The 13,686-nt window shown below is 38.8% G+C and carries 16 protein-coding genes; 7 read left to right on the forward strand and 9 right to left on the reverse strand.

The genetic code is table 11. The features are described 5' to 3' along the window. The first annotated feature begins 79 nt into the window (after positions 1–79). Positions 80–589, forward strand: a complete 510-nt coding sequence (locus tag BM073_RS11705; RefSeq protein WP_091654366.1) for a hypothetical protein — start codon at positions 80–82, stop codon at positions 587–589. A 142-nt stretch (positions 590–731) separates the two neighbouring features. Then, positions 732–2,276 carry a M81 family metallopeptidase gene (locus BM073_RS11710; RefSeq protein WP_091654742.1) on the forward strand — a complete coding sequence of 515 codons (1,545 nt, stop codon included), beginning with the start codon at positions 732–734 and terminating at the stop codon, positions 2,274–2,276. Between the two features lie 233 nt (positions 2,277–2,509). On the opposite strand, the gene BM073_RS11715 is transcribed toward BM073_RS11710, so the two are convergent. Together BM073_RS11715 and BM073_RS11720 are read right to left on the reverse strand one after the other, a co-directional pair. After that, on the reverse strand, positions 2,510–3,604 hold the full coding sequence (locus BM073_RS11715) for a BamA/TamA family outer membrane protein (RefSeq protein WP_091654368.1): 1,095 nt from the start codon (positions 3,602–3,604) through the stop codon (positions 2,510–2,512). A gap of 55 nt (positions 3,605–3,659) precedes the next feature. Continuing rightward, positions 3,660–4,007 carry a nucleotide pyrophosphohydrolase gene (locus BM073_RS11720; protein WP_091654370.1) on the reverse strand — a complete coding sequence of 116 codons (348 nt, stop codon included), beginning with the start codon at positions 4,005–4,007 and terminating at the stop codon, positions 3,660–3,662. Between the two features lie 81 nt (positions 4,008–4,088). On the opposite strand from BM073_RS11720, the gene BM073_RS11725 reads away from it, so the two are divergent. After that, positions 4,089–5,129: a zinc-dependent alcohol dehydrogenase family protein gene (locus BM073_RS11725; RefSeq protein WP_091654372.1), complete on the forward strand. Its 1,041-nt coding sequence runs from the start codon at positions 4,089–4,091 to the stop codon at positions 5,127–5,129. Position 5,130: 1 nt separating this feature from the next. Then, positions 5,131–5,520, forward strand: coding sequence for an iron chaperone (locus BM073_RS11730; protein ID WP_091654374.1), 390 nt, complete (start codon positions 5,131–5,133; stop codon positions 5,518–5,520). On the opposite strand, the gene BM073_RS11735 is transcribed toward BM073_RS11730, so the two are convergent. The 6 genes from BM073_RS11735 to BM073_RS11760 all read right to left on the reverse strand — a co-directional run bounded on the left by BM073_RS11735 (position 5,495) and on the right by BM073_RS11760 (position 9,831). Beyond that, positions 5,495–6,967, reverse strand: coding sequence for an ATP-binding cassette domain-containing protein (locus tag BM073_RS11735; RefSeq protein WP_091654376.1), 1,473 nt, complete (start codon positions 6,965–6,967; stop codon positions 5,495–5,497). The genes BM073_RS11730 and BM073_RS11735 overlap by 26 nt on opposite strands. Before the next feature lie 104 nt (positions 6,968–7,071). Further along, a complete protein-coding gene (dtd, locus tag BM073_RS11740; protein ID WP_091654378.1) occupies positions 7,072–7,524 on the reverse strand; it encodes a D-aminoacyl-tRNA deacylase in 453 nt (150 codons plus the stop codon). Next, positions 7,521–8,240 (reverse strand): NAD-dependent epimerase/dehydratase family protein, encoded by a 720-nt coding sequence (locus BM073_RS11745; protein ID WP_091654379.1) that lies wholly within the window; start codon positions 8,238–8,240, stop codon positions 7,521–7,523. Before BM073_RS11745 ends, dtd begins: the two co-directional genes overlap by 4 nt. Continuing rightward, positions 8,237–8,860 (reverse strand): thioredoxin family protein, encoded by a 624-nt coding sequence (locus BM073_RS11750; protein ID WP_091654381.1) that lies wholly within the window; start codon positions 8,858–8,860, stop codon positions 8,237–8,239. Before BM073_RS11750 ends, BM073_RS11745 begins: the two co-directional genes overlap by 4 nt. 31 nt (positions 8,861–8,891) lie before the next feature. After that, a complete protein-coding gene (locus BM073_RS11755; RefSeq protein ID WP_091654382.1) occupies positions 8,892–9,305 on the reverse strand; it encodes a YkvA family protein in 414 nt (137 codons plus the stop codon). Between the two features lie 4 nt (positions 9,306–9,309). Next, the gene (locus tag BM073_RS11760) at positions 9,310–9,831 is read right to left on the reverse strand and encodes a DUF7935 family protein (protein WP_091654384.1); all 522 of its coding nucleotides are present in this window, start codon (positions 9,829–9,831) and stop codon (positions 9,310–9,312) included. 112 nt (positions 9,832–9,943) lie between these two features. Here BM073_RS11760 and BM073_RS11765 point away from each other — a divergent pair, with 112 nt between their 5' ends. From BM073_RS11765 to BM073_RS11775, 3 genes are all read left to right on the forward strand, one after another. Further along, positions 9,944–10,270 carry a HesB/IscA family protein gene (locus BM073_RS11765; protein WP_091654386.1) on the forward strand — a complete coding sequence of 109 codons (327 nt, stop codon included), beginning with the start codon at positions 9,944–9,946 and terminating at the stop codon, positions 10,268–10,270. Between the two features lie 145 nt (positions 10,271–10,415). After that, complete coding sequence (locus tag BM073_RS11770; protein ID WP_091654388.1) at positions 10,416–10,913, forward strand: DUF6265 family protein; 498 nt, start codon at positions 10,416–10,418, stop codon at positions 10,911–10,913. Between the two features lie 972 nt (positions 10,914–11,885). Beyond that, positions 11,886–12,338: a transposase gene (locus BM073_RS11775; protein WP_091654390.1), complete on the forward strand. Its 453-nt coding sequence runs from the start codon at positions 11,886–11,888 to the stop codon at positions 12,336–12,338. An 888-nt stretch (positions 12,339–13,226) separates the two neighbouring features. Here the strand turns inward: BM073_RS11775 and BM073_RS11785 are convergent. Beyond that, positions 13,227–13,685: a DUF4268 domain-containing protein gene (locus BM073_RS11785; RefSeq protein WP_091654393.1), complete on the reverse strand. Its 459-nt coding sequence runs from the start codon at positions 13,683–13,685 to the stop codon at positions 13,227–13,229. Position 13,686 lies beyond the last annotated feature (1 nt).

Here is a 13,686-nt window from a genome sequence, read left to right on the forward strand (position 1 = left end):
AACTTCAAGTTCTTTTATTTCAGATAAGTAAAGGCTATTTTCAAAAATTGACGTAGCATCCTCTTTACAATTCTAGAAAATGAAAACCTTCAACTACAAAAAGAGAAATTTTTTTTCAGGCCCTCACCTATTGGGATTGATTTTGCTATTGGTGGGAATTTTTGTTTTGGTCAGCCCGACTTTTTTAGAAAGTGGAAGTTCCTTGGAAAAAGTCATCACAGTGGGAGTGGTAACTCTTACCATTGGACTCATCATTTTTTCATCCTACAGTGGAGTCTTGCTTGATTTTTCAAAAAACAGGTATAAAAACTACTTTTCCATTGTGGGCTTTCGATTTGGAGAATGGAGCCTATTGCCTCAAATATCCAAGATTGAAGTACTTCCCTACAGCTTTAAAAGTCAAAATGTGCCCAATGGAATTAGTCCTACGCTTTCCGGAACAGTAAATTCTTTTAAGGTAATTTTATATTCTAAATCCTCTCAGAGTGTATTTTCTTTTGATTATTCTAATTTGAATAAGGCTATCAAAAAAGCGAATCAAATTGCAAATGATTCTAACTCTGACTTAATTATTCCGTCAATTCAATGAATTGGTTTTTTTGAGAGAGGAATGGAGACTATATCTTTGGAATAAGTGTCTTTTCCCCAAACAAAGATTTTCCCAATCATCCCCTTTCCTTCAGAACTTTCCAAAATTGCTGGTATTTTCAGGATTCCATTTAAACCAGCAAATGATGAAGAACCTATTGGCCTTTGCACTGATCATTTTACTTTTTTCCTGTCAGCAAGAGAAAAAACTTCCAAGGATTGCTATAGCAGGTTTAGCTATAGAGTCCAGTACGTTTTCACCAGCCAGATCCACTGCAGAATCATTCAAGGCCCGAATGGACGATGACATTTTCAATTACTACCCTTTTTTAGCTGATAGTTCTACCAATCGAAGCAGAGCCGAATGGTTTCCAACCTTAAGAGGACATGCGATTCCAGGCGGTATGGTTACCCGCGAGGCTTATGATTCTTTGGTGAGTTTGACTTTGGACATGCTGAGAGAAAATCTACCCTACGACGGCTTGTTTTTTGATATTCATGGTGCCATGAGTGTAGAAGGGATAGATGATCCGGAAGGGGATTTTATTCTGAAAGTTAGAGAGGTGGTTGGGTACGAGACACTCATCTCCACTTCCATGGATTTACATGGCAATGTCTCCATGCGATTAGCAGAAAACTCAGATTTGATTACCTGCTACAGAATGGCTCCTCATGAGGATGCCTTGGAGTCCAAGCAAAGGGCTGTAGAAAATATGTTGGATCGATTGGAGTCAGGTAAGGGGAAACCGAAATACAAAGCCTGGATTCCGGTTCCGATTTTATTGCCCGGAGAAAAAACCAGCACTCGCATAGACCCCGGCAAATCATTGTACGCGAAGGTGGACCCCATCACACAAGAAGAAGGAGTCATTGACGCAGCAATCTGGATTGGTTATGCTTGGGCAGACGAACCAAGAAATCATGCCGTGGTAATGGTAACAGGAGATGATAAAAACCAAGTGAAAGAAAGTGCCGAATTCCTCGCTAATAGTTTTTGGGCAGTAAGAAATGAATTTGAGTTTGTAGCTCCGGTTGCTTATTTGGATGAAAGTTTAGAAATGGCACTAAAAAGCGAAAAGAAGCCATTTGTCATTTCGGACATGGGAGATAATCCTACAGCTGGAGGAGCGGGAGATGTAACTTGGACCTTGAATGAGATACTGAAAAGACCTGAGTTCAAAAGTGAATCCGGACCCGAACTTATCTATGCTTCTATTCCAGGACCTGACTTGGTCGCCAAAGCCAAAGAAGCTGGAATTGGAAATCAAGTGGAAGGTTATGCAGGTGCGATGGTTGATGACAGGTTTGCTCCACCACTATTATTGAAAGGAAAAGTTTTAGCCATCAAAGAGGGAGACTCTGATGCCAAGACAGAAGTTGTTGTTCAGATCGGGTCAATCAAAGTGATTGTAACTGAAAAACGGAAACCCTATCACCATGTCAAAGACTTTACTGATTTGAATCTGGATCCTAAAAACACGGATATTTTGGTTGTGAAAATAGGATACTTGGTACCGGAACTCTATGACTTAAGAGGAGACTGGATTATGGCCTTGACCCCGGGAGGGGTGGATCAAGATCTGGAAAGATTAGGCTATCAGCGAATCAATCGACCTATGTTCCCCTTAGACAAGGATATGGCCGATCCTGATTTATCTGTTAGATGGGTGAAGAAATCTGGGAAGTAAAACTGAAATATTTAGGATTAAATATACTTGGAGCTAAGATCTACCTTGTTCTTTTGTTCAGGATTCAGCGTTCATTTTCCCGCCTCTATGCTATTTCAAAAGGAAAGGTATTTCTTTCACCTCTTTAAAAAGGGCTTTGTAATTCATTTCAGACTTCTGATTTTAGCCTTTCATACTTCTATTTTCAGATTTCTGATTTTAGCTTTCAGATTTCTAACTTTAGATTTCAGCCTTCAAAAAGCTTCTCCAAAAGTAAAATAAAACTGAAAAGGTTCTCCGGGGGAATGAGCTAAATCAAGTCGTAGGTTTAGTCTTTTTCGTTTGTTAAGCTGAAACCTCCCCCCTGCCCCATAGGTGAATTTACTCTGATTCAACACAAAGGGATTTTCTTGTGAAAATGCATTTCCCAGACCACTGAAGGCCGTTATCCCCCATCTAGGGGCGAATTTATATCGATACTCAGCCTGCAAAACCACAACTTGTTTTTCTCTATACTTCCCTTCAAAAAGACCTCGCATCAACCTATTCCCTCCCAGCATTGGCAAGGCAAAGAATGGAACATCTCCAAAAGTCATTTCTGTGAGGCCTTGGGTGGCAATGATTTGATTCTTTCCTATGGGTATTATTTTTCTATAATCTGCAAAGATTCTCGCGTAAGGGAACTCACCGCCCAAAGCTTTTCCATACCCTTGGATACTTGCTTCAAAATAAGCGCCATCCACAGGATAGAGCTGATTATCCCGAGAGTCATAAAGCACCACAGGGCCCAAACCTGAATTTCTTCCACCCTCGTTACCCAATATCCCACCATCTACCAATTGGCCTGACTCTTCTTTTTGATAAATATCCATTGCATCAAATCGCAAACCTCCACCTAAATACCAGTTGGAGCCCAGAGCCCAAGCATAATTTATTCTTACACGAGGAAACTTTGCCGAATATATCTCCTCGTTTTCCTGGCTGACATTCATCCCCTGACCAAAGTAGAAATACACATAATCATACCAGCCTATTTCTCCGTAGATCAAGTTCTTATTTCCTGGAGTGAAGATTCTTCCGCTTAGATAGCTTAAAAATTGTTTCCTCAAAGAATAAGCAATTCCGGCAGCTAATTGACTTTCGTAGGTACTTATTGAGTCTCCCAAATTGAAATTACTCACGGCTCCGGCACCAAAAACCCAGCGAGTCTCAGGGGTATAATAGACCAATGGCAAAACTGACAAGGTCCAATCTTTTGACTTCTCCTGAACTGAGGTTTGAGAAAATGCTTTCTGGGTGAAAACAAAAAATATAAGAAAAAGGAGAAAGGTCTTTTGAGAACTATTCATAATTGAATCTACGAGGATATTTACACCTTCCGATGAAACAGTTTAGGAAAAGCTATTATTGAAGCTTTTTATTGTCTTTGTGCCTCGCGTTATCTCTGATATTTTTCTTTTCAAAATTTCTTTTCAAAGCTTCTGTCAAATCTACCCCTGTCTGATTTGCTAGACAGATCAAAACCCAAAGCACATCCGCCATTTCATCTCCCAAGTCCTTGCCCTTATCAGATTCTTTGAAAGACTGTTCCCCATAAGTTCGTGACATGATCCTAGCCAGCTCTCCCACTTCTTCCATGAGGATAGTCATATTGGTCAACTCGTTGAAGTAACGAACTCCCACCGTTTTTATCCAATGATCGACCAATTCTTGAGCTTCTGCTATAGTTATTTCTTTTTTATTTGAGTCCATTAATATTCTTTCATTTTATTCTCATCTAAGTAACTAAGAAAAAACGGAAGGGATTGGCTACTTTTCAGAAAAAATCATCGAATGAAAGCATTGGTCTACGAGCAGTTTCAAAGCTTACCCAAAATCCAAAAAGTAACCGATCCTTCACCTGAAGACAATGGTGTAGTTATCCGGGTCAAAGCTACAGGACTATGCAGATCGGATTGGCATGGCTGGATGGGTCATGATTCAGATATTGTTTTGCCACATGTTCCCGGACATGAATTTGCCGGAAAAATAGTAGGAGTAGGTAAAGATGTCAAAAAATGGAAAATCGGTGATCGCGTGACAGTTCCATTTGTTTGTGCCTGTGGCATATGCCCAACCTGCGCATCCGGAAATCAACAAATCTGCGATGAGCAATTTCAGCCTGGATTTACTCATTGGGGATCTTTTGCTGAGTATGTGAGAATTGACCGAGCAGAAACCAATTTGATCAGCTTGCCTGAATCCATGAGTTATGAAACTGCTGCAAGTCTAGGCTGTAGATTTGCAACCTCTTTTCGCGCAATAGTAGATCAGGGAAAAGTTGCAGGAGGGCAATGGGTAGCTGTATTTGGATGTGGAGGAGTAGGATTATCTGCTATTATGATCGCCAAAGCCTTGGGAGCTCAGGTAATTGCTATCGATATTTCTGAAAAGCAACTAGATCTCGCAAAAATATTAGGAGCTGATGCTATTTTAAATCCCAAATCCATTAGCTCAACTTCAGAGGCTATTTATGAATTATCAAAAGGTGGTGTACATGTATCATTGGATGCCTTGGGAAATAGCAAAACGGCCTATGATTCAGTAGCCAGTTTGAGGAAAAGAGGCAAACATATTCAGGTAGGACTTTTGTTGGATCAGGAAAAAGATACTGCTTTGCCTATGAACCTGGTGATTGCAAAAGAGCTGGAAATTCTGGGAAGCCATGGAATGCAGGCATGGAGATATACAGAGATGATGGATATGATAGAAAATGGAAAACTGAATCCACATGCACTCATAGGAAAAACCATCAGCTTGGAAGATGCTGTAACTGCTTTGCCGGAAATGAATAAATTTGAAAACCAAGGCATTACCATCATCAATCAATTCTAAAATGGGACCAAAAGCGGAAAATATTGCAGAGTATTTCAGCTGGTTTTCTCCTGAAATCCAGAACCAATTAGGCCAGATAAGAAAGGCAATAAAAGAGGTGCTACCTGAAGCTACTGAAGTTATAAGCTATCATATGCCAGCCTTCAAAACCACCGAAGTGCTGGTTTATTATGCAGCCATGAAAAACCATATTGGTTTCTATCCAACCAACTCTGCAGTATCTGAATTTAAGGAAGCTTTAAAGCCCTTCAAGACCAGCAAGGGAGCCATTCAAATACCCTATAATGAAAAATTGCCATTAAAATTGATTCAGGATATGGCGATTTTTAGAAAGGAAGAAGCAAAAGCCCGGGCAGAGCAAAAGCTTAAGATAAAGCAAAAACTCGGTTAATGATTTCTGGAACATCTTCATCGTAATGGCTCACGTAGATTAAGGACAAAGAAGAAATTTCACAGACTTTTTGAATAGTGTTTTTAAATAATTCCCGCTGAAGCTTATCCATTCCCTGAGATGCTTCATCTAAGATTAACAGCTTTGGCTTTTTGATCAATGCCCTAGCTAACAAAGTCCAGCGTTGATGTTCGAGGGAAAGTCTTTGAATGGGGATTTGCTGAACTTTCTCCAGTTCAAATAATTTAAGCCAGCTATCTGCCAGACTTTCTTGCTCGGCTGTAGTTTTTTTGAATAAACCCATCGTATCAAAAAGTCCTGAAAGAATAACTTTTCTACAAGTTTGATTAGCAGGAAAAAATCTTGATAATTCAGGAGCCACAAAACCAGTTGGTTTTTTTACATCCCAAATACTTTCTCCTGTTCCTCTTTTTCTTCCAAAAAGATAAATATTTTGAGAATAAGCCTGAGGATTCTCACCAATCAACAATGAGATCAAAGTTGATTTCCCTGATCCATTTGGTCCCTTAAGTTGCCAGTATTCACCAGAGTTTACTTCCCATGAAACTGAATCCAAAATCAAATTTCCCTGATAGGAAATATTCACAGCATCCAATTTGATCAGAGTTTCTGAAGGCATTGATTCTTTAGAAAGAAGTTTTCCCAACAAAGCCCAATCCCATGATTTAGCCTGACTAGCATGACTAGTAAGATGGAAATCGCGGCTACTCCAGCGCTGAATAATGCCTTCATCTGTCAATTTTGCCACGTTGGTAATTCCATCAGGTATATCTTCAGCATTAGCAGTAAGCAATACATGTGTCCCAGCTTGAATAATTTCTTTCAGAATTTCTCCAAAAGAACTCCTGGTTTTCACATCAAGTCCTGTCAAGGGATGATCCATCAAAAATATCTTCGGCTGTCTCATTAAGCCAGCAGCGATGGCTAATCGACGGGTTTCTCCATTTGAAAGCTTCAATAAAGACTCATCCTTAAGGCTTTCCAAATTCATTAATTTCATCACATTTTCCAGAGCCCAAGGACCTGGAATCTTGGAATCTATTTCACTGAGGAATTGAAATACGGTAGCTGTTTCTTCGGATTCACTAGAGTTGAATCGCTGTTGGAAATAGAAGTTTTGCTGATTGAATTTATTTCTAAATTCATATTTCTGAGAAACATAAGCCATCAAATCCCTGAAGCCATGGACTTCCTTTTTTTTTGATTTTTCTTCAGAGTACACTTTAGCAAAATCTCTAATGATCAGCCCCTGGGATAAAATAGTGTTTCCTCGGATGGTTTCTAAAAAGGCTGTTTGGAGCCAGCCAGAATCACTGACAATTGCCCATTGCTCTCCTTTTCTCCATTCAAAATTCAAATCATGGAAAGCATGATTTCCTTTAAAAAGCACCTTAGCATTTTGGATTTCCAATAAGTTTTGAGGCATTTTGAAAGATAAAAAAAATGTCGGGAATCCTCATCTAGCTCCTTACTTTGAATAACTTCTATTCAGTAAGTCAGGCAGTAACGGATGGCGAAAAAAATTAAGCTCTAAACCCGGTTTTTCGAGTCAATGACAATTGTAACAGGCCCATCATTGATCAGGGAAACCTTCATATCTGCACCAAATTCTCCTGTTCCAATCTCTTTCCCTAACTCTTGTTTCAAAGCACTTATCATTTGCTCATAAAGAGGTATGGCTACATCAGGTTTGGCAGCCTTGATATAGGAAGGCCTATTTCCTTTTTTGGTACTGGCATGCAAGGTGAATTGGGAAATCAACAAAATCTCACCGTCGACATCTAGCAGGCTTTTATTCATTACCTCGTTTTCATCAGGAAAAATGCGAAGGTTGACTATTTTCTTACTTAGCCACTCGATATCATCCTTTTGGTCTGCATCTTCTATTCCGAGTAATACCATCAGACCTAACCCAATTTGAGATTTGACTTTTCCTTCGATTTTTACAGAAGACTCAGAAACTCTTTGAATTACTGCTATCATTTACTTAAATCCTGCATTTCTCCAGAAGGAATGATTTCTACTCCTTTTCTGGAATCATCTAAAGCTACTTTGACCATACTTTTAGCCACCTGATAGTCATAAATAGGCCTCATATTTTTGAAGAGCTTTAACCAAACCAAGGGTTTCATTAAAATAGTCGCAACTTTTTCCCCAAACCTAAATTCATTCCTGTTACCCAAAAGCAAGGATGGCCTGAATATCCCCAAATGTTCAAAGTCAAGTGCTTTCAAATCTTCCTCGGTTTTCCCTTTGACCTCATTATAAAAGACTGAAGATTGTGGATCGGCACCCAAGGCTGAAACATAATAAAAACCATTTGCTCCCAAGCGTTTAGCCCACTTTGCAAAAGCCAAAACCAAATCGTGATCTATTTCAAAAAATTTCTCTTTAGAACCTGCCTGTTTAATGGTAGTGCCTAAGCTTGAAAAGGCCTGAATCGTACATTTCTTTTCTTTAATAGCTTGAGTAAGGGACACATATTCACCTCCCAGCGATTGAGAATTAATTTGATCTTCCCAGTCCCAATTTTGGATTTGGGACATATTTCCAGCCAATTGCACAAGGTTGGCATGTTTAAGCGCCAATTTCCTCCTTCCTACACTGATAATATAATCGTATGTATTTTGTTTTAGAAGTTGGTGCAGTAACTGCATGCCAACCAATCCGGATGTACCGGAAATTAGGGCTATGTTCATAGGATAAATGCTTCTTTGATGAGGTCCATCAATTCTTTTTCTAAAGATTGATTTTTATCCCGAGCATACCAAAGATGAGTTCCTTCTGTAAATTCTTTTGAACTTAGCCCTTGAGGATCCAATTTATAGGCCCTTTGCCTGTCGAGTAAAAATTGAGGTTTCGGTCCCCAAGTAAAATATTCCTTTTTCAAGCCCGGACTTAAGGCGATCAGCTTAGGAATTGATCTTGCTCCATTGGTTAAGTATTGTTCCATTAGTTCAGGATTTTCGTCCCTCAATACCAATCGCAATTGAATTTTCGGATTGACCTCCGCAAGCTTATTCATGTATGGAATGGTTTGGGCGGCATCTCCGCACCAAGCTTCTGTAATCACCAACCAAATTTGAGGAGGAATACCTAAGATCAGTTCCTCCATCTCTGGCGACACCTTCGCTGTTTTATCCCATCTATGCATGCGTTGAGCAGCCATTCGGGTATATTCCAAATATGCTTCTGATTGGTTTGGACCTGTAGTTTTGTTTTCCAGCACCAATTGTTTCACCATTTCCCTATACTCAAAATAGGTTTGGGCTTGGGTAATGAGGTCTGGAGTAATTGTTCTTGTCAGTTGGTCAAGCATCTTTTAAAAGTTTCAGAAGAAACAGCTTTGCCTATATCTGAGTTCGCTCCCAATCCAAAAATTGCTCGATTTCATCTTTTACTTTGGCATAAACAGCTAAAATCACTGAAAGGTCATCAGCAAAACCGAATATCCCCAGAAAATCAGGAATCAGATCAAAGGGTGATAAAAAATAAACCAGTGCCAAAAGCAAAAGACCCAAAGTTGTTCCTGAAAGCTTATGAGTCCCTGCAAAATGAGCTTTAATCATTCTAATAAATACAGAAACAGGTTCGATAAGCTTCTGAATTCGTGGATTGTTTTTCAGATTCGCAAGTTTATTGCCTACACCGCTGATTAGTTCTCGGATTTTGCTCTCCTTACCTGATAGAGCTTCTACCTTTTCCCCAAAAAGAGCTTTGGCTTTATTCAGAATTTTCCCTGCTTTTGATTTATTTTTTGCCATGGCTTTAGAAGTAAAGTTGAATTTCAGCCTTTACCTTTTTTAAAGCATAAGCGATTGCATCGTTTTTTCGTTCCAGAGATTGGGCAAAGATAGCCTTAGCTAAGTCCATTCCCGAGGCTTCTTGATCCAATGTCTGTCGAGCCAAATTAATAATTGTAGTCACTTCCTCCACGGCACGTTTAACAGCTTCCCATGTCTCTTCGGAGAAATATACTTGCTGAGAAAAATTATGATTGAACTCTTCTCTTACTTCATGTAGCAATTGCCCCTGCAACTCCGCTGCTGTCATCCCCCCGGGACTGGACCTTCTCACCAAATTATTGGGAGTGATCCTTTCCAGGAGAAGGCAAAGTCTTTCTGCAGCCTGAAGACGAACAGGAATAATGGTTTGGGTGTTTTTGGTCTTCAACTCCACCAGCATCTTTTCACGCTCTTTCGAAATAAAAGAAACAACTACTAGGTACATGCCATATAGCACCGCAGCAGCTGGCAACAAAATCTTCAATAAATCAAATAGGTATTCCATAGTGGGATTAAATAAAGTCGAATATCTACAATTTATTCCGGCCTAGAAACGGAAGTCTGTGTAAATTTGGTTTCAAATCGAACCAATTTCCTGCCAAAATCATTCGAATTGCATGCTAGTTCCAATTTCTATCACAGAAAAAGCTGAAGCTGAGATCAAAAACATCATGGCTCACAAAAATATACCTGAAGAATATCACTTACGGGTTGGTGTCAGAGGTGGTGGTTGTGGGGGTATGTCCTATGCTTTGGGTTTTGACAAGGCTAAACCTGAGGATCAAAAATTTGAAATTGCAGGAATCCCGGTTCTAATAGAGAAAAGGCACTACATGTTTTTGATGGGGATGCAGATTGATTTTTTTGAAGGAGATGAGGCAAGAGGCTTTACTTTCATCAATCCAGATATTCCTAAAAGGCATGATGTTGAGGACAATTCTTAAGGATAAAGGCTGAAAGCTAAAAATTGGAGAACATCGGGTTTTTACCTCGCTTCAGTGTTCATCATTCAATTTCTGACACAGGTGAATTTTTGGAGATTAATTTCTATTACAATAATTTCCTATTTTGAATCAAATTCTATTCAAAATGAAGTCAATCATTCTATCTCTCGCCTTTTTTCTCCTTTCTACTCAGTCATTTTCCCAAGAAGTAAAAACTCTTAGCCCCGATGAAAATCCGGGAAAAGGAAAAGTATCCGAACTGGATTGGCTGTCTGGTTATTGGTTGGGAACAGGTTTGGGAGGAGAATGTGAGGAAGTTTGGCTTCCCCAAAAAGATGGGCAGATGATGGGTACTTTTAGATTTTGGAATGATGGAAAATTACAGTTTACTGAGTTTTTTCAGTTAGTAGAATTTGGTGATTCCTTTACCTTAAAGCTAAAGCATTATGGAGCTGACCTGAATCCTTGGGAAGAAAATGAAGAATGGACAGAGTTTAGGCTTATAGAAGTAGGAGAAAACAAAGTCTGGTTGGATGGGCTCACCATGGAGCGAGTTGGAGATCAAATGAACGTCTGGGTTTTGATGAGATCTAAAAATGGAGATCATGTTGAGAAGTTTGAATATCAAAAAGGCAATTTTTAAAGTCAGAAATTTAAAAGCTGAAAGCTGAAAAGCCTGTAGATTCAAGAGGCTTGATTGATTATCTCGCTCCTTTGGAGCTGTCCTATCCATTTACTTCCATCCACATTCACTAAGAAATCACGCTCCTTCGGAGCTGTTTTATTTTGATTAATCCAATCGGTTTAAGAACAAAACCAGGTCCGAAGGACCGAGATTCTTTAGGTAAAACCACTAAACCTACCCACCTGTAATAGCCCTGAAGGGGCGGAATAATGAAAAAAATGAGCGTTTATATTAAATATTAAGCAGAGGCCAAGAAAACCAATATTTCAAAGCCCTACTTTAAAACGACAATATTTATTAATTCTAAATTGGCCTAGCCAGAAAATCTCGCTCCTTTGGAGCTTTCACAAAGAGATTTCAACTTTGAAAAACACTAAGTAATCATGCTCCTTCGGAGCTATTTTATTTAGGTTAATCCAATCGGTTTAAGAACAAAACCAGGTCCGAAGGACCGGGATTCTTTAGTAAAAGCCACAAAACCTACCCACCCGTAATAGCCCTGAAGGGGCGGGATAAAAATAAAATTCGGGGATGAATTTAAGATGATCCAAAAAATGAAATAGTAAAACAATCTCATATAAATATGTATGATCATTAAATACAATTTGAAATCTCGAATATTATATCTCGCTCCTTTGGAGCTTTAACAAAGAGACTTCAACTTTTAAAATTACTAAGAAATTACGCTCCTTCGGAGCTATTTAATTTATAGCCATCCTATGGGCATAGAAAAATAATTGAGGTCCAAAGGACCGAGATTCCTTAGGAAAAACCACTAAACCTACCCACCCGTAATAGCCCTGAAGGGGCGGGATAATCAAAATAGTGGTCGGATTGATATTGATTGTACCCAAAAAATCAAAATTAATAGACCTCTTTTGACAATAAATAATTATTTTAACTATATAACACTTTTAACTTTTTCAGATAATGGCAGGAACGTTTACCAAACAGATTATCCATGCAATCTTTTCTACAAAAGATCGCCAAAAGTTAATTCTACCTAAATATGAGCTAGAATTATATTCCTATATAGCTGGGATTTTAAAACAACAAAATTGCACTCCAATCTCAGTAGGAGGCTACCTCGACCATGTTCACGTTTTATTTCATCTTTCTAGTACTCTTTCTTTGAGTGCAGTAATGGAACATCTAAAAACCCACTCCTCAAAGTTTGCGAAAGGCATGGGACCAGAAATGAAAAATTTCTATTGGCAATTCGGATTTGGGGCTTTTTCTGTCAACCCAAAGGAAACTCAAAAAGTAGTAGAATACATAAGAAATCAAAAGGAACATCATAAGACGAGAACATTTCAAGAAGAATTTATCCGATTTTTAAATTCCTATGAGATTGAATTTGATGAAAAGTACATCTGGAGATAATCACATGATTTTAAAGTGATCAATTACGGTAATCTTGTCACATTTTTTTGGACTATTTAATCTTACCATTTCAAATTGATATAGAAAATTATCACGCTCCTTTGGAGCTGGATTATCTAGATTTCTCTTTTGAAAATTACTAAGTAATCACGCTCCTTCGGAGCTGTTTTATTTTGATTAATCCAATCGGTTTAAGAACAAAACCAGGTCCGAAGGACCGAGATTCCTTAGGAAAAACCACTAAACCTACCCACCCGTAATAGCCCTGAAGGGGCGGGATAATGAAAAAATTCAGGGATGAATTTAAGATGATCCAAAAAATGAAATAGTAAAACAATCTCATATAAATATGTATGATCATTAAATACAATTTGAAATCTCGAATATTATATCCCGCTCCTTTGGAGCTTTAACAAAGAGACTTCAACTTTTAAAATTACTAAGAAATCACGCTCCTTCGGAGCTATTTCATTTATAGCCATCCTATAGGCATAGAAAAATAATTCAGGTCCGAAGGACCGAGATTCTTTAGGTAAAACATAATTTCCCAAACCTCACGAAATAGCCCTGAAGGGGCGGGATAAAAAAAATGGGCGTTTATATTTAAAAAAGCCCCAGGAAACCAATAATTCAAAGCCCTACTTTAAAACGACAATATTTATTAATTCTAAATTGGCCTAGCCAGAAAATCTCGCTCCTTTGGAGCTGTCCCATCGATTTACTTCCATCCTCATTCACTAAAAAGTCACGCTCCTTCGGAGCTATTTAATTTATAGCCATCCTATGGGCATAGAAAAATAATTGAGGTCCGAAGGACCGAGATTCTTTAGGGAAAAAATCATCACTCCAAAGCTTACGAAATAGCCCTGAAGGGGCGGGACAAAAAAATCACAAATCCTCAAAACCGGGCTTGACCAAATCCCAAAACTCATCTAAGGCGATAATTCTGGGTTTGAGAAAAGAAATGATAGCCGGCCAATCCTTCTCCTCCATCACATTCACTCCTTTTTTTACCATCTCAATTTTTGAAATGACCTGCCCCACTTCGTTTTCAACATGGAGCTTCCAATCCCACTTTTCTTGGATACATGATTCTAGAATTTTTCGGAGTTGGGTAAACTGCTCAAATATTAACTCTTGAAACTCCTCGTCAGCATGGGTTATTTCTATTCCCACAGAGGCAAATCCCCTTTCTGCCTTCATCCGAAAATAAATATCCTTAATCCCCGTCTTATAATTTGGCCAATTGACTCTTCGTCCCTGTGCATTGGGAACAGGCTTCATATATTGCCCAAAGGCTATCCAAAAATCCTTACGGATTCGGGAAGTCTCGGCTTTGGAATACATA

The organism is Algoriphagus ornithinivorans, from assembly GCF_900115305.1.
In the GTDB taxonomy this organism is placed as follows: Bacteria; Bacteroidota; Bacteroidia; order Cytophagales; family Cyclobacteriaceae; genus Algoriphagus; species Algoriphagus ornithinivorans.